The following is a 16447-nucleotide window of genomic DNA, read 5'->3' as shown; positions in this document are numbered from 1 at the left end:
CGGTGGAACTGGCTTGGCCGCCATGCGAGGCCGAGTTCCGTCACATCCCCTTCTGTCCTGTCGGACATCTCCTCCGCAAGGGGGGAGATTGGCAGCCTCGGCCTCTTGCCCAATTCTGCGGCGTTGAAAATTGGCGAAAGCCGAGGCGAGATCTGATCTCCCTCCTTGCGGGGGGAGATGCCCGGCAGGGCAGAAGGGTGCTCAAGCGCCACCGATTGGATGATCCCTGCTCACCTCTTCTGCGGATAAATCGTCTCGCCGCGCTTCAGCATCGCCACGAACGTCTCGATCTTCTTCTTGCGCCCGGCTTCGGTCTTCATGTTGTGGGTGCGGAAGGCGAGCGCGAAGCGGTTCTGGGCGGAAAGCTTGGCCAGCATTTCCCTCGCCTTGGGCTCGGCGTCGATCGCCGCCTGCAGGTCCGGCGGAATGGTCATTTCCTTGCCTGAATCGTAGGCGCGGTCCCAGCGGCCGTCGGCCTTGGCGGCCTCGACCTGCTTGAGGCCATGCTCGGTCATGCGGCCCTCCTCGATCAAGCGTGCGACATTGTCGACGTTGATCCTGCTCCAGATGCTCTTTTTGCCGCGCGGCGTGTAGCGCTGCAGGAAGCTCTTGTCGTCGAGCGACTTGCGGACCGCATCGATCCAGCCGAAGCAGAGCACCACGTCGATCGCCTGTTTCGGCGTGATCGAGGGCAACCCGGACCCGACTTTGTGGATCTTGATCCAGACCTCGCTTTCGCTGGCGTGGTTGTCGGCCAGCCAGGCGTAGAAGCTTTCCGCGTCGGGGAATTCATGGACCTTGTCCGGATCGACCTTGATTGCGGGCATCATCACCTCGTCCAGTTGTCTCGACCACAGACAATCTGGACGATTCCGCCGCTGTTGTGGCGACCGTTGATGGCAGTTTTCGTCAGGAGGCGAGCGGGCATCATCGGAGTTGCCGATACCACTATCGATTGCTTCCGTTTCCATCCCGAGCTCTGGCCTGCCACATCGTCGTCCATGCAAAGGAAAGGCATGGACATGGACAAGCAAAGAATACTGATCGTCGGCGGCGGTTCCGGCATGGGGCTGGCACTGGCCAGATGCTGCCTCGACAAAGGCGCGACGGTCATCATCGCCGGGCGTGGTGAAGCGAAGCTCGATGTGGCACGGGGCGAGCTCGGACGGCCGGCCGCGCTGGAGACGGCGGCGGTCGACATCAGCCGCGAGGCCGAGGTCGCGGCGCTGTTTCAGCGCACCGGCGAACTCGACCATATCGTCAGCACCGCCGCCGCGATCGAAGGCGCCTACCGGCTGCTGCCCGAGATCGAGCTGGAGGCCGCGCAGCGCGTCGTGGAGAGCAAGTTCTACGGGCCGCTGCTGTTGGCAAAGCATGGCGCGCCAAAACTGTCGGCCAAAGGCTCGTTGACCTTCGTCTCCGGCATTGCCGCTTATCGGCCGGCGGCGCGCGGCTCGGTGGCCGCGGCCGTCAACGCCGCGCTCGAAGGGCTGGTCCGGGCCTTGGCCGTCGAACTGGCGCCGATCCGCGTCAACGCCGTCTCGCCCGGCTGGGTGGACACGCCGATCTGGGAGCTCGTCGCCGGCGACAGGAAAGCGCAGACATTGGCCGCCATGGCGGAACGGCTGCCGGCGGGACGGGTCGGACGGCCAGAAGACATTGCCGATGCAATCAGCTTCCTGATGGGCAACGGCTTTACGACGGGAGAGACACTGCATGTGGAGGGCGGGCACCGGCTGGTTTGACGGTCGTGAAATTCTCGCTCACGACGCCCAGCAGCGCCTTCAGCGCCGGCGGCTGGACCCGCCGTCGACGCCAGACCATGACGAGGTCGGCCGAACGGACCGGACCAGGCCACGCCACCTCCGTCACCACGCCGCGACCAAGCGCATCGGCAACCGCGAGCCGCGGCACGATGCCGAGGCCCGCGCCAGCGGCCACCAGGCCAGCGATCGCGTCGATGCTGCCGACCTCGGCGGCGAGCCTCGGCTTGCCGAGCCCCGCTTCGACGAAAGCGCTGTCGAGCATGGCGCGATAGACGCATCCGGCTTCGGTGGCGACGAAGCGCTTTTCGGCAAGCTCGGCCAGATCGACATCCGTCCGGTTCTCGCCTGGCGGCGCGATCAGCACCAGCGGCTCGGCCGCGACAATGCGTCTGGTGAAGCGCCGGTCCGGCTCGCCGGCATCGACATCAAGCTTGGGGGACCGCTGAAAGCAGAAGGCTACGTCGATCTCGCCCTGCCCCAGCCTGCGCAGCAATTCGCCGCTGCCGGCGATCTTCAGCTTGATGTCGATCTCGGGATAGGCGGCGCGGAAATCGCCAAGCCAGCCGGCGAGCCTTGCGGCAGCAATCGACTCCAGCGCGCCGACCGACAATATGCCGGCGGTCTGTCCGGTGGAGGCGTCGATCGCGGCGCGGGCCTCGTCAGCGAGCGCCAGCAGCTCCTCGGCGTAAGGTTTCAGCGCCTCGCCCGCCGGGGTCAGTTCCAGCCCCTGGCGCGAGCGTGAGAAAAGGCTGGCGCCGAGTTCGACCTCCAGCGCCTGGATCTGGTCGCTGACGCTCGACTGCGCGAGATTGACCTCGGCGGCGGCGCGCGTCACGTTGCGCGTCCGCGCGACCGTCAGAAATGTCTTCAGCAGCCTTGGGTGCATCGGGCGAGCGGCGTCACTGCAGCTGCGGCTTCTTGAGGAAAGAGTTGCGGTCGGCGGATTTTATCCGCAGCCAGGTCTCGCGGCCGTCGCGCACCACGCGCAGCGGGATCTCCGCCCCGGCCGGGTTCTGCCAGAGCTTGCGGTAGAAGTCGGCGAGCCCGTCGACCTCGCCGTCGCGCACGTCGGAAATAATGTCGCCCTGGCGCAGGCCGGCCTGCGCCGCCGGGCCGCCCTCGGCGACGCTCATCACCACCACCATGCCGTTCGACTCGGCCGAGAAGGCGCCGAGCCACGGGCGCGGCGGCTTCGCCACCTGGCCGCGTTTCACCAGATCCTCGAGGATCGGCGTCAGCAGGTTGATCGGCACCACCATGTTGATGTCGGCGACCTCGCCGGCGCGGCTCATCTGCAGGCGCAGCGAGCCGACCCCGAGCAGCTTGCCGTGCTTGTCGAAAAGTGCGGCCCCGCCCCAGGACGGGTGCGCCGGCGCGGTGAAGATCGCCTCGTCGATCAGATATTCCCAATAGCCGGCAAATTCCTGCTTGGTGACGATATGCGCATCGACCTGCTGGCCGATGCCGTCGGCAAGCGTCACGGCGTCGCCGATATTGGCCTTCCTGGCGTCGCCGAAGGCAACCGCAGGCAGGTTGAGCGGCGACAGCGCCTGCACCAGGCCAAAGCCGGTCTCCTGGTCGTAGGCCAGCGCATGCGCGGGAACCACGCGGCCGTCCTGGTCGGTCAGCCAGACCTCCTCGGCCTCGGTGATGAGATAGCCGATGGTAAGCACCAGGCCATTGTCGCGGATCACCACGCCGCTGCCTTCGCGGCGCGTGCCCAGCGCATTGGCGGTGAAGGCGTCGTCCGGAACCGTGGCGCGCACGGCGACGACGGAGCGGGAGACTTTTTCGACGGTCATCGGACGATCCTGGATTGCGGGGCTTTTGCCTATAGGTATGGCGGAAGCAGACGGGCGCAAGGGCAAGCTTTTCCTTCTCCCCTTGGGGTCCGAAGGACGGGGTGAGACCCGCGGCTCGCCCCCGGGCGGTGGGTCGGCGCGCAGCGCCGAGACGGCCGGGGGTGCTCCAGCGGAGTGAGACGCCGGCGTTTCCTGGAACACCCCTCAACCGTCGCCTTCGGCGACCCCTTTCCCACAAGGGGAGACGGGAAAAAGCCCTGGCACAAACGTTAGTTCAAAAAAACTTGAACTTTTCTATTTGAAGCGTGCGCCGCCGCTCCTAAGTAGAGGGCATGCGCGCCTCGTCCGATCAATCCGACCCCGCAAGAGACAAAGGCCTCCCACGATGAATCAGTACACCCCGCCGAAAGTCTGGACCTGGAACAAGCCGAGTGGCGGCACATTCGCCGCGATCAATCGGCCGGTCGCCGGGCCGACGCATGTGAAGGAGCTGCCGGTCGGCAAGCATCCGCTGCAGCTTTATTCGCTGGCCACGCCCAACGGCCAGAAAGTGACGATCATGCTGGAGGAGCTTTTGGCGCGCGGCCACAAGGGCGCCGAATATGACGCCTGGCTGATCCGCATCAACGACGGCGAGCAGTTCGGCTCAGGCTTCGTCGAGGTCAATCCCAACTCCAAGATCCCGGCGCTGATGGACCGCAGCGGCGACAAGCCGATCCGTGTGTTCGAATCCGGCTCGATCCTGACCTATCTGGCGGAAAAGTTCGGCGAGTTCCTGCCGACGGATCCAGCCGCCCGCGCCGAAACTTTCTCCTGGCTGTTCTGGCAGATGGGCTCGGCCCCCTATCTGGGCGGCGGCTTCGGGCATTTCTATGCTTATGCGCCGGAAAAGATCGAATATGCCATCGACCGCTTCGCCATGGAGACCAAGCGGCAGATGGACGTGCTCGACCGGCGGCTCGCGGAAAGCGAATATCTGGCCGGGCCCGACTACACGATCGCCGACATGGCGGTCTGGCCCTGGTATGGCGGGCTCGCCAAGGGCCGCAGCTACAACGACGCCCACCAGTTCCTGTCGGTGCATGAGTACAGCCACGTGCAGCGCTGGGCCGACGCGATCGACGCCAGGCCGGCGGTGAAGCGCGGCCGCATGGTCAACCGTATTTCCGGCGACCCGGCCTACCAGCTGCACGAGCGCCACGACGCCAGCGACTTCGAGACGAACACGCAGGACAAACTGCAGGCGGCGGAGTGAAAGGGGCTGCTTCGCCTTCCCGTGTAGTTGGCGAAGGCGGGGATGACGGGGCAATCTCCCCCCTTGCGGGGGAGATGTCCGGCAGGATAGAGGGGGGTGCTGTCCCGCCAGCCTCTCAGCCAATTCCGGCCGCACCTCAACGCGAGCGCTCGAAATCGCGATCAGGTCAACGCCGCGTTCCTTCACAACCCCCCTCTGCCCTGCCGGGCATCTCCCCCGCAAGGGGGGAGATCGGACGTCACCAGCGCCGCGCTATCTCCCAAACGTATACGTCACACTCGCCTCTCCCAGCGCCTGGCTTTTGGCTGCCACCGATACCATCTCCGGCGAGGGATTGTCCGGCGTGCGCAGCTTCGCTTCGCCCAGCGCATAAAGGGTGAAGACATAATGGTGCGCGCCGCTGCCGGGCGGCGGGCATGGGCCGAAATAGCTGGCGCGGCCGATGTCGCCCTTGCCGAGCACCGTGCCCTTGGGCAAGCCCTTGCCGCGTTTCGAGCCGGCGCCCTCGGCCAGGCCCTTGGCGCTTGCCGGAATGTTCCATGCCAGCCAGTGCCAGAAGCCCTTGCCGCCATTGGCATCGCGATCGAACATGGTGAGCACGTAGCTTTTGGTGCCGGCCGGCGGACGCTTCCAGGCGAGCGCGATCGAGACGCTGTTGCCGCCGCATCCAGGCTTGTCGCCGAGATATTTCGCATCCCACTTGCCGTCGGAGACCGACGGGCTCGAGATTTCGAAAGCGGATGCCTGGCCGGCGAAAGCAATAGCGGCAAGCGCGATGAGGCTGAGGCGCGGGATCATGGCCATCCTCCCTGGCTGAGCTGCTCCCTGAAGCGCGTCGCGCTAAAACCGATTCAGTGCCGCGCTTCAGATCCTGGTTCTGATGCATGTCGTTGTCTCGGAACCGCTGCACATTTCCGAGCGACAAGCATCGGCTGAACTGCCGAGTTTAGCTGAAAGCCGGCGCCGCGCCGAGCAACTTTGCGTGACGGGTCGCCGGCCCGTCGGAAACAAAAAAGCCCCGCCGGTGGAGGCCGTCGGGGCTCTTTCGTTGAGGCCGTTGAGGTGGGACCCCACAGCCAGTGATCCAGGGGGTGTTGGATCGAGGGTGAAACTAGCCGAAGACCGGATCAGGCGAAAATCACGCCTGCGCACTACCAATCACGCTTGTGCGAGAATGAGGTGATGGGGCGGCGCGAGGCACCTCCCTCTGGCCTGCCGGCCATCTCCCCCTCAAGGGGGGAGATCAGACGTCGCACCGGCTTTCGCCAATCACCAGCGTCGCAAAGATGTGCCGCAGGCCAAACTGCCAATCTCTCCCCTTGAGGGGGAGATGCCCGGCAGGGCAGAGGGGGGGTGCGCCCCGCGACACCTGCCGTCCCTTACTTCAACACCCTCGCCAGCCTCGGCACGCCCTCGCTCACGGCGCGGTCGTCGGCCAGGGTGAACGACATGCGCAGCGTGTTGCGGCCGGTGCCGTCGGCGAAGAAAGCGTTGCCCGGCACGAAGGCGACGCGCGCCTCCTTGACCGAACGCGCCAGCAATTCGGTGGCGTCGGCGCCTTCGGGCAACGTCAGCCAGACGAACATGCCGCCGTCCGGCCGGCTCCAGGAAATGCCTTGCGGCATCTCGGCTTCGAGCGCGCCAAGCAGCGCGTCGCGGCGCCGGCGGTAGGCATCGATCAGTTTTTCGACCTGATCGTCGAAGATGGTCTCGGCGACACGGTGCATGACGATCTGGTTGATCGACGGGCTGTGCAGGTCGGACGCCTGCTTCATCAGCACCAGCTTTTCCACGACATGGCGCGGCGCGCAGACCCAGCCGACGCGCATGCCGGGCGACAGGACTTTCGAAAAGGAGCCGCAAAAGAGCGTGCGCGCTTTCTCGATGCCGCCGGAGCGCGCGCAGTCGAGCGCCAGGATCGGCTGCTCGCCCTCGCCGTCATAACGCAGCGCCCGGTACGGAGCGTCCTCGATGACGGCGGTATCGAGCTCGTCGGCGAGATCGAGCACCGCCTCGCGCTGCGCCCGATCAAGCGTCTCGCCGGTCGGGTTGGCGAAGTCCGGCACCAGATAGGCGAACTTGACCCGCCCGCCATTGGAGGCCGCGGCGGCGCGATAGGCTTCCGGCGTCATGTTGCCGCCAGCGGCGTTCAGCCGGTCGTAGCGCGGCTCATAGGCGTTGAAGGCCTGCAGCGCGCCGAGATAGGTCGGCCAGGTGACCAAAGCCGTGTCGCCGGGCGACAGGAACAGCTTGCCGAGATAGTCGAGCGCCTGCTGCGAACCGGAGGTGATGAAGATGTTGCTCTCGTCGCACGGAACGCCGAGCTTGCCCATCTGGCCCGCCAGCCATTTGCGCAGCGGCAGGAAACCCTCGCTGACCTGGTACTGCAAGGCCGTGGCCGCCTCGGCGCCGCCGAGCACCGCCTGATAGGCATCGCCGATGGCCTGCGCCGGGAACAGCGACGGATCCGGGATGCCGCCGGCAAAGGAGATGATGTCGGGCTGGTCGAGCAGCTTCAACAACTCGCGGATTTCCGAGGCTTTCATGCGCGAGGCGCGCGAAGCCAGAAGGTTCAACAGGGTCAAGGCGCACCTCCCGCAGTGCTTCGTTTGGTATTTTTGCTTCGCATTTAGGTCAGCTTGGTTGACCTATTATCAGACCATGTCTCTCCCGTGAATGCACAAAAGCGGCATGGCGAACCATTCAGCGACATTGGCGCACGGATTTCGCGAATGCTCATGAATCCTGTCACTCGAACGCGCAACACAGTCATCAAGGCCGGCAGCGTTGAACCGCCTTCAGGGCCATGGCGGGATTGTCGTCATATTAGAATAGGCGCATATTGTCGCCAGCCGAAGCATTGCTGCGGCCGAACCGCCCGTTGGCCATGATTGCCCAGGCGGTCCACAGACCAGGTCAAATGTCAGAGACAGGAAAGTCCGTGCTGCCCCACAGATCGGGCAGCGCGAGACATGGGTATTTGGAGGAGAAGCCATGAAGGTTACCATATTGGCAAACTATGAACCCCACGCCGCCAAAGGGCTGATGCAGGGATCGAACCGCGAGGTTGCAATCCAGGCGCTTTTTGAGAGCGTCGGCGGCAGGTTGACCAGCGTGACATTTACACGCGGCCTCTATGACGTGGTCGTCAATGGCGAAGTGCCGAATCAGGTTGCAGGGATGGGCATGGCGCTTGCAGTGCGGGCTAGCGGTTCGATCAGGGACCTCGTCGTCCTCGAAGAGCTAGACATGAAGGCAGTGCTGGCGGTCGCCAACAAGGCTGCCGGCGCTTACAAGCCCGCCGGCTGATCAGCCTTGCCGGCCAGGCGGCACGGCGATTGCCGGTGCCGCCTGCCAGCCCCTTAAACAAGAGACGGAGGAGTCTTCACCGGTCGCACTTACCGCTGATGAAACCCGGCCGGCCATGCCAAGATCGGCGAAAAGCTGATGGTTTGCGGCGGCCGGCGTGCGATCGACTTTCGGCAATTCGCTGTTGGGCGGCGGGCTCGCCGCTCGAGGCTGGACGGCGGCGACGCTGCGGCCAATAGGGGCGCATGCTCCGCGCAGCTTGACGGCCGCGCACGGACCCGGCGGCGAATCATGGAATCCTGCCTCGTGTGACCGAGCCGACACGCCGGCCGGCAAAGCGCGCCGACGGACAGACATTAGCGGGGGAAAAGCGGAAAAGCGGGCTTTTAAATAAAGATTCGCTAATATTAGTTCGACATAGCCGGCTACCCACCTTGCCGGTTAGGCCCGGCGGCCCCCCTGATCCCACCCCAACAGGCTGTCGGGCCGCTGACACGTGCGCGGCTTCTCCACCGAGCGGATATTGCCAGGCTGGCGCATTGCCCCAGCCTATGGGTGCTTCAGCTTCCAACCATTGTTCGAGATGATCGATTGCCAGGGCCGGCGCTGCCCCTCATCGCCATGCCGGGCACTTCTCCCCGTATAGTGACGCGAAGAAGGGGCCGACCGCAATGCCGGCGCCGTTGTTGCAACGCTGACCGTTGGCGAAACCGCCGATGAGGGCACCCCTCTCCGCGTCACTATACGGGCAGAGGACACCGGCAGGCCGGTGAGGCGCAGCCCTCGCCCGCCGCCATTAAGGAGACGGCACGGCCACACCCGTCAGAACGGCAAGCGGATCTCGTTGTCCTGGGGCAATTCCGGCCAGCCGATGTCCTTGCGGATCTCCGGCGGCAAATCGTTCAGCGAGCGCATTGTCCTCCGGCGCTCGCTGGCCCGTGCAAAGGCGGCTCGAATTCGGCCAAGTCTCTCAAACATCGACACCTCCATATCGTAAGCGGCAGAACGATGGTTCACCGGGTGCCGCTTTTGAGGTGCGTCTGTATCCGATCGATTGCGCGCGAACGGTGAAGAGCTTCACGAAACCGCGCCAGCCTGAAACATATGCACACAAACCAGTTTGGAAAAGGCGCAAGCACAGGCGCGGCGCGATCCCACAAAGCTGGGCCGTGCGATATCAGGCGTTTAGCCGCGAACCTTGAAGCGTCGATGCACCCACGGGCTGGGGGCGAGCGGTCAAGCCGTTTGCGGACCCGAAGGAGCCTGCTGCGCGGCCTGCGCCGGGAACCGGCCTTTGCGAGCGAGCGTCGGCTTCGAATATTGACGAAGTCTCCCGCCCGCGGCAGGTCCCGCCGCACTGTCAAGCCGAGCGGAGGAGCCTCCCGGCCGATCTCACGCCACCGTCCCGTCCCGCGCCACTACCCTGCCGGCGCGGTAGACGGTGCGCGGTTTCGGCACCGCCACGACGGCTTCCGGTATGTGCTCCGCCTTCAGCGCAACGAAGTCGGCCTTGGTGCCGACCTCGATGCCATAGGCCTCGAGGCCAAGCGCCTTGGCCCCGGCATGGCTCACCACGTCGTAAGCCGCCTCCAGCTCCCAGTCCTCATAGAAGCCGGAGCGGTAGCCGATCATGTTGGCGCGGTTCAGCATGTCGCCATCGCCATAGGGCCACCACGAATCGCGAATGTTGTCGGAGCCTGCAAAGACGGTGACGCCGGCCTTGCGCAACGCGGCCACCGGCGGAAAAGAATGACTGCCCGGCGCGTTGGTCATGATGGCGACGCCCGCGGCGGCGAGCCTTTCGCCGGCCTTGGCCAGCGCGTCGGCGGAAATGTCGCCGAGCGCATAGGCGTGGCTGACGGCGACTTGTCCTGCCATGCCGAGCGCATTGGTCCGGGCGCATATTTCCTCGATCTCATACAGGCCAAGCGTGCCGGCGTCATGCAGATGGATGTCGACGCCGGCGCCGCGCTTTTCGGCGAGGCCGAAGACGACGTCGAGATGGCCCTTCACGTCACGGTCGAAACTCGCCGGGTCGAGCCCGCCGACCAGGTCGCAGCCGAGTTTCAGCGCCTCCTCCAAAAGCTCGGCCGTGCCGGGCGAGGAGAGGATGCCGCTCTGCGGGAAGGCGACGAGCTGGATGTCGATCAGCTCGCGACAATTTTCGCGCACGGCAAGAATGGTCTCGACATGCTTCAGCCCGACCGTGGCGTCGACCATGACATGGCTGCGCATCGCCAGGCTGCCATTGCCGACGCAGAGCTCGAGCTGGTTCTTCGCCCGCTCTTCCATCGGCGCCGCCAGGCTGAGGTTGCGCATCTGGACGGCGACGCGCTCGCGCACGTCGAAGCCGTCCGTGCAGGGAATGTGCGGACGCCAGGCGTCGCCATAAAAGGAGGTGTCGAGGTGAACATGGCCCTCGACGAAGCCCGGCAGCACCAGCAGGCCGCCGAGATCGACGGCGCCTGCCGGCGGGGCGGCTGCATGCGCCGCGGGGACGATGGCGCTGAAGCGGCCGCCGGCGACGGTGAGATCGGCGAGCGAACCGTCGGTGAGCCTGGCGTTGAGAAAATGGGTCTGGTGCAAGATGCAATCCGTTGAATGAAAGCATTACTTGTCGCTCAGGAAGGCCTGGTCAATGCGGTGGCCGACAGAATGCGATTCGCGGCGCCTGATCTCCCCTCCTTGAGGGCGAGATGCCGGCGAAGCGGGTGCTCCCGCACGCAGCGCCAACGCCTTCCGCGCCCCGCGATTTCGTAAGCATTCGTTTACCATAATCCCACGCGGCAGTGGGGGAGTCGCCGTTGGCGGCCTATTCCGCGTTCACGGAAGTTTCCGCGCGCAAAAAATATGCGATGGTTCGATCGCGGTACGAGGCCGCCGTGGTCGACGCGGACGCCCAAGCACATCCCCAACAATGCGCCCCCAACGGCCGCGTCGACCATGTATATCGTGTTGCGGCGACCCCAGCGGTCGCCGTTTTGTTTTGACGGGACTTCAACAACAAATGTCGGCGGGACAGCGCCCCCCTCTGTCCTGCCGGACATCTCCCCCACTTGGGGGGAGATTAGACGTCGCGCCGGCTTTCGCAAATTACCGGCGTGGCAAGAGGAGCGAGGCGCAGAAACTGCCAATCTCCCCACCCGTGGGGGAGATGTCCGGCAGGACAGAGGGGGGCGCGACGGATCGCGGCCTTTCTCTACTCAGCCGCCGACCAGCGCCGCGGTCGTCGTCATCCGCGCGCCCTGCGTGGCAAAGGCATCATTGTGGCGGGCGATGATGTCGGGCGCCTTCTCTTGCTGCGTATCCAGCGTCGAATGCGCGTCGGAGACCACGGTGACGGCAAGCCCCTCGGCAAAGGCGCCCTGGACGGTGGCGGCGACGCAGAAATCGGTCTGGGCGCCGATGAGCACCACATCGCGTGCGCCCTGCCCCGCCACCCACTGGCCGAGCTCGGCATTGGAAAAGGCATTGCGTACCGTCTTGCCGAAGGTCGGCTCGTCGGCGGCCTGGCCGAGCTGTGGCCATACCGGCCAGCCGGAAGCGCCCGGCGCCAGCGGATCGCCCGCCGGCCCGTCGTGACGCACGAACGCCACCTTGCGGCCGGTTCGACGCGCCCAGTCGATCAGCGCGCGGGCGCGCTCGGCGATGGTGTCCGCATCATGGATCGGCGGATCGAAGCGGCCGTCGAACATGCCGGTCTGCAGGTCGATGACGATGAGCGGCGCGACGGCGGAGGGGATGGTGTCTGGCATGGCGGCGAAGATAGCGGGTGTCGTTGGTAGGTCAAGAATGGAGAGGACCGTGATCTCCCCCTCGTGGACAGATCGACGGTTTCGGAGCGCTAGCCACAGTTTTGGTTCAGGCGGTACGGGCTATGAGCGTCTGCTAGCGGTTACTCAGAACATAGACACTGCCAACAAGGAGGCCCACCGCCATGGCGAACAACACGAGGGCAATAGCGATCCGCCAGGCAGTACCCACTGAGCGGTGACCCAGCGGCGAACCGCCGGCTTCGCGCATTGTTCTGCCGGCCACCTTGAGAATTTCCAGGGCGAGAACAACGCAAACCGCCGTAGTCATGAAAGCCAGAAGCTTCTTCGGTGCAGGTGGATGACTGTATAGACCAATGGTTGCCTTGCCGAACTGGTAAAGGAAGATCGGTGCGTATCCTATCGACGCGAAAAGGCCGCCACCCACCGCAAAGTACATCGCCAGGCGCCAAGGCCAGTCAGAAGGCCGTCGTTCACTTGCCAGTCTTCGGACTCGATAGTCGAGCGCCGCAAAACACAGCGTGCCAAATACCCAGCAGGATCCGATCCACCAATTCATTCATGCGTTCTATCGCGTCAGCGGTTAGCCTGAGATTAAGCCCTCAGATCTGCGCCCGGCCTCTCTGAGAGGAAAGGACGCTGGTGGCGGGGCGCTCAATCTTGTTGTGGGGGAGATGCCCGGCAGGGCAGAGAGGGGAGCGAAGGAACGCGGCTTGGTCCTTATTTTGCACTCTGGCGATGTCGAACGAGGTGGCGATGTCGACCGAGATGCCGGAGGGACAGCGCCCCCCTCTGGCCTGCCGGCCATCTCCCCCACGAGGGGGGAGATCGGCAGCTTCAGCTCCTCACTCAATCCCACCCGTCACCACATACGCCCCCGCCGTACGTCCGTCCGGCAACCGTACGATCGCCGTGACGATGGAGCCGTAGGAGCCGCGCCAGACGCTGTGAAAACCCTGATGCGTCGAGGCGGGAACAACCACCCGTCCGGTGTAGCGGTTGCCGCGAGCCTGCATGAGAACAGGTTCGCCGTTGACGTGGACGTTCACAATCGCGGCCTTCGTTTCGGCTGAGATCGAGCCAAGCGTACCGCCCGCCTCGATCTGCAGCGCAATCGCGATCTCGTCGGTCTCGCCGGCGCGGGTCGTCTCCGCGGTCAGCGAAAGCCCGAGCGGCGCTTCGCCAGGACCGCCGGGCGCGACCCTGCCCTTGCCCGCAAACACATCATCCGCCAATGCCGGGGTGCGCGGCGGGGCGGTGCGGCGCTTTGTGGCGCGCTCGTAGTCGCCGGCGAGGCAAATCAGCGCCTCGTCGTCATAGGCCTTGCCGGCAAAGGTGAGACCCACCGGCATGCCGATGTCGGCCATGGTGCCCATCGGCACGGTCACCGTCGGGATGCCGAGATGCCGCCAGACCAGGTTGCCGTTGGCGACCCAGGTGCCGTTGCGCCAGGCAAGGTCGGCGGACGCCTCGTTGACGTCGGCATCGGCCGGACCGACATCGGCGACGGCCGGCAGCACAACGGCATCGAGGCGGTTGCTGTCGAGCCAGTCCTCGAAATCGACGCGGCGGGCTGCCTCGAGGCCCTTCAGCCCCTCCCCGATGGTCGGGATATCCTCGAGCGGCGTCACACCTTGCTTCGCCCGCTCGACATAGTCGGCGAGGTCGAAAGCGTCCTCGCCGTAGCGGTCGGGCAGCGTGCCCGGCGGCTGCGGGAAAATCCTGGGCCCGTCGACGGAGGCGAGATCGGGCAGCGCCGGATCGGCATTGGCGCGCAGGAAATCGTCCCACGACCAGATGCAAAGATCCCAGATCTCGCGCGCGGCGAAATCTTCCGGCATTAGACCGCGATCGACTATGGAGCGCGCGCCGGGCCGATCGCGCTCGTAATTGGAGACGACGGGCAAATCGACCTCGACCACCTCGGCGCCGAGCGCTTCCAGGTCGCGCGCGGCCTGGCGCCAGAGCTCCAGCACCGAGGCGCGCGTCTCGATCGGCCGCGGCGCGCCGCTGTCCTTGCCGATATACATTCTCGGCACGCCGAGCCGCTTGCCCTCGAGCGCGCCCTGCAGCAACAATCCGGTGTAGGAGGCCGGCCTCAGCGCCGAGGCCTTCGGGATCGGCAGCCATGGCTGCACGCGCCAGAAATCGCCGCGCTTCTGTTCATCGTCGGCAACGATCACGTCGAGCAGTTCCAGCATGTCGGGAACACTGCGCGCGTGCGGCACCACCACATCCATGGTCGGCACCAGCGGCCAGTTGCCGCGCACCGAGATCACGCCGCGCGAGGGCGTGTAGGCGGTGAGCGCGTTGTTGGAGGCCGGCGCGCGGCCCGACGACCAGGTCTCCTCGCCCAACCCAAAGGCGGCGAAGCTCGCGGCCGTCGCCGTGCCCGAGCCGTTGGACGAACCGGAGGCGAAGGCGGCAGTGAGAAAGTCCTTGTTGTAGGGGCTCTCGGCGCGGCCATAAAGACCGCGCTGCATGCCGCCATTGGCCATGGGCGGCATGTTGGTGAGGCCGAGCAGCACGGCGCCCGCCGCGCGCAGCCGGGCGATGGTGTAGGCGTCCTCGTTTGCCGTGAGATGGCCGAAAGCCGGCGAGCCGGCCGCGACGCTCAGGCCCTTCGCCTTGTAGCTGTCCTTGGCGGTGTAGGGGATGCCGTCGAGAGGCCCGAGCGTCTTGCCCTGGCGGCGACGGCGATCGGAGGCTTCGGCCTGCTCGAACATTTTTGGATTGAGGATGGGCACGGCGTTGAGCGCGATGCCGTGGCGGTCGTAATGGGCAATGCGCCTGAGATAGGCGCCGACCAGCTCGACGCTGGTGACGGTGCCCTGGTCCAGCGCGCGGCGCAGGTCGGCGATCGAGGCTTCGACGATGTGGAGGTCGGGCATGGCTCATCCTCTGCGATGGCCGCACGCCAAAGGCCGCGTTCCGTCACACCCCCCTTTGCCTTGTTGGGCACCTCCCCCGCAAGGGGGGAGGTCGATGTCGCGCAGGCGTTCGCCAAATTGCCAGCCTTGAAGGCACTTGCCTCACAAGGTCTTGCTGTCGAGCTGCCCGTTTTGCTTCATGAGTTCGATATAGGTCTTGGCCTGGGCGTTGCCGTGTTCGGCCGCCTTCAGGAACCACTTGGCTGCTTGCGGGTAATCCGGCTTGCCGCCAATCCCGCGGTAATAGAGCGTGCCAAGGCTGAACTCGGCATCGACATTTCCCGCCTTGGCCGCTTCCAGCCACCACGTCTCGGCGGCTTTGTCGTCCCTGGCGATGCCCTTGCCATTGGCATAGGAGTACGCCACCCACAATTGGGCCGTAACATCCCCCTGCTTGGCCGCCTTCAACCACCATTGCACCGCATTCGCATCACTCTGGGTCAGGCCAGCGCCTTTTGCATAGGCGGCACCCAGATTGAGCTGCGCGCTGGCATCGCCCTGATTGGCCGCCTTCAACCACCAAGACGCCGCTTCCGCGTCGCTCCGGGCCACACCTTTGCCTTGCGCATACATGCCGCCCAGACTGGATTGCGCAAAAGCGTCGCCTTGATTGGCCGCCTTGCTCATCCACGCAAATGCCTGAATGTCATCCCTGGCCACGCCTTGGCCCGCGGCGTAGGCGCCTGCAACGCTGGACTGCGCCTGATGAACGCCGCTGGTCGCGGCCTTCATCCACCATTGAAATGCCAGGCTATCGTCCTGCACCATCCCCTCACCGAGGTGGTAGAGAACGCCGAGCATGTATTGGCCGTCTGCGTTTCCCTGATCCGCAGCCTTGCGAGCCCAGGTGGCGGCAAGCTGGCTGTTCTTGTCGACACCCAGACCGAACTTGTAGGCCGTGCTGAGAACATAGGCGGCTTCGGCATATCCCTTGTCGGCCGCCCTGCGAATCCACATCGCTCCGATTTTGTCATCTTTCTTGATGCCCAGACCCTTAAAGTAGGCTTGACCGAGACTGTACGCGGCCTCGACACTTCCCGCATCGATCGCCTTGCGCCACCAATAGAGCGCTTGCTCATCGCTTTTGGTTAGCCCCTGGCCTCGAGAATAGAGAACGCCGAGCTGGTACTCACCATTTGCATTGCCCTTGTCCGCCGCTTCTCTCGCCAAACTGGCAGCAAGCCGATCGTCCTTGGCGACACCGCGCCCGAGAGAATACGCCTGACTAAGCGCAGCCGCAGCCTCCGCATTTCCTTGGTCGGCAGACTTGCGCCACCAGAAGACCGCCTGCTCGTCGTTCTGTTCGGTTCCCTCGCCGCGCCAGTGCATCGCGCCAAGGTAGCCCTGCGAATCCCGGTTGCCCATTTTCGCCAACAACGACAGCTGACGAAATTCTTCGCTGTAGTCCTTGGCTAGGGCGGCAGCTTGCATCTTCCTTATGGCAGACCATTGCACATAATAATTTCGCACAGGCCCGAGCAGCGCAAAGGTGGCCAGCAATAGCAGGATTATCGGTAGAATTTTTCTGCGACGCCGCACAGGCGGACTGATGGCAGTCGTGTCCGCTTCAAGCGGCCAGTCGTTCTTGCTCACCGTCCCCCACCCACTTGCA

Annotated in this window: 15 protein-coding genes; 4 read left to right on the top strand and 11 right to left on the bottom strand. The window is 65.0% G+C overall.

Annotated elements, in window-relative coordinates:
* Positions 1–230 precede the first annotated feature (230 nt).
* Complete coding sequence (locus EN818_RS26965; RefSeq protein WP_095807725.1) at positions 231–827, bottom strand: YdeI/OmpD-associated family protein; 597 nt, start codon at positions 825–827, stop codon at positions 231–233.
* A 189-nt stretch (positions 828–1016) separates the two neighbouring features.
* Between EN818_RS26965 and EN818_RS26960 the strand changes: the two genes are divergently transcribed.
* A complete protein-coding gene (locus tag EN818_RS26960; RefSeq protein WP_135905952.1) occupies positions 1017–1745 on the top strand; it encodes an SDR family oxidoreductase in 729 nt (242 codons plus the stop codon).
* On the opposite strand, the gene EN818_RS26955 is transcribed toward EN818_RS26960, so the two are convergent.
* On the bottom strand, positions 1696–2652 hold the full coding sequence (locus EN818_RS26955) for a LysR family transcriptional regulator (RefSeq protein ID WP_095807630.1): 957 nt from the start codon (positions 2650–2652) through the stop codon (positions 1696–1698). The two genes, EN818_RS26960 and EN818_RS26955, sit on opposite strands and share 50 nt — an antisense overlap.
* Positions 2653–2665: 13 nt before the next feature.
* Positions 2666–3568 carry a S1C family serine protease gene (locus EN818_RS26950; RefSeq protein ID WP_095807631.1) on the bottom strand — a complete coding sequence of 301 codons (903 nt, stop codon included), beginning with the start codon at positions 3566–3568 and terminating at the stop codon, positions 2666–2668.
* Positions 3569–3953: 385 nt separating this feature from the next.
* Here EN818_RS26950 and yghU point away from each other — a divergent pair, with 385 nt between their 5' ends.
* Entirely contained in the window at positions 3954–4823 is an 870-nt protein-coding gene (gene yghU / locus EN818_RS26945; protein WP_095807632.1) for a glutathione-dependent disulfide-bond oxidoreductase, read from the top strand.
* 252 nt (positions 4824–5075) lie between these two features.
* Here the strand turns inward: yghU and EN818_RS26940 are convergent, their stop codons facing one another.
* Complete coding sequence (locus tag EN818_RS26940) at positions 5076–5621, bottom strand: YbhB/YbcL family Raf kinase inhibitor-like protein (protein WP_165349861.1); 546 nt, start codon at positions 5619–5621, stop codon at positions 5076–5078.
* Between the two features lie 581 nt (positions 5622–6202).
* A complete protein-coding gene (locus EN818_RS26930) occupies positions 6203–7369 on the bottom strand; it encodes a PLP-dependent aminotransferase family protein (RefSeq protein ID WP_176478405.1) in 1167 nt (388 codons plus the stop codon).
* A gap of 448 nt (positions 7370–7817) precedes the next feature.
* On the opposite strand from EN818_RS26930, the gene EN818_RS26925 reads away from it, so the two are divergent.
* Positions 7818–8132: a GYD domain-containing protein gene (locus tag EN818_RS26925; protein ID WP_095807635.1), complete on the top strand. Its 315-nt coding sequence runs from the start codon at positions 7818–7820 to the stop codon at positions 8130–8132.
* An 822-nt stretch (positions 8133–8954) separates the two neighbouring features.
* Here EN818_RS26925 and EN818_RS26915 read toward each other — a convergent pair.
* Positions 8955–9110 carry a DUF1127 domain-containing protein gene (locus tag EN818_RS26915; protein WP_095807727.1) on the bottom strand — a complete coding sequence of 52 codons (156 nt, stop codon included), beginning with the start codon at positions 9108–9110 and terminating at the stop codon, positions 8955–8957.
* A 414-nt stretch (positions 9111–9524) separates the two neighbouring features.
* Positions 9525–10718, bottom strand: a complete 1194-nt coding sequence (locus EN818_RS26910; protein WP_095807636.1) for an amidohydrolase family protein — start codon at positions 10716–10718, stop codon at positions 9525–9527.
* 218 nt (positions 10719–10936) lie between these two features.
* On the opposite strand from EN818_RS26910, the gene EN818_RS26905 reads away from it, so the two are divergent.
* Positions 10937–11122, top strand: a complete 186-nt coding sequence (locus tag EN818_RS26905; protein WP_129552816.1) for a hypothetical protein — start codon at positions 10937–10939, stop codon at positions 11120–11122.
* A 213-nt stretch (positions 11123–11335) separates the two neighbouring features.
* Here the strand turns inward: EN818_RS26905 and EN818_RS26895 are convergent, their stop codons facing one another.
* The 4 genes from EN818_RS26895 to EN818_RS26880 form a co-directional block, all read right to left on the bottom strand.
* Entirely contained in the window at positions 11336–11887 is a 552-nt protein-coding gene (locus EN818_RS26895) for an isochorismatase family protein (RefSeq protein ID WP_095807638.1), read from the bottom strand.
* A 133-nt stretch (positions 11888–12020) separates the two neighbouring features.
* Positions 12021–12464, bottom strand: a complete 444-nt coding sequence (locus EN818_RS26890; RefSeq protein WP_129552817.1) for a hypothetical protein — start codon at positions 12462–12464, stop codon at positions 12021–12023.
* 286 nt (positions 12465–12750) lie between these two features.
* The gene (locus EN818_RS26885; protein WP_095807640.1) at positions 12751–14796 is read right to left on the bottom strand and encodes an amidase; all 2046 of its coding nucleotides are present in this window, start codon (positions 14794–14796) and stop codon (positions 12751–12753) included.
* 141 nt (positions 14797–14937) lie between these two features.
* Positions 14938–16428, bottom strand: coding sequence for a tetratricopeptide repeat protein (locus tag EN818_RS26880; protein ID WP_129552818.1), 1491 nt, complete (start codon positions 16426–16428; stop codon positions 14938–14940).
* Positions 16429–16447 lie beyond the last annotated feature (19 nt).

It is taken from the genome of Mesorhizobium sp. M3A.F.Ca.ET.175.01.1.1 (assembly GCF_004791945.1).
Classification (GTDB): Bacteria; Pseudomonadota; Alphaproteobacteria; order Rhizobiales; family Rhizobiaceae; genus Mesorhizobium.
The sequence above is the reverse complement of the archived record's forward strand: the minus strand, read 5'-3'. Positions and strand labels throughout refer to the sequence as shown.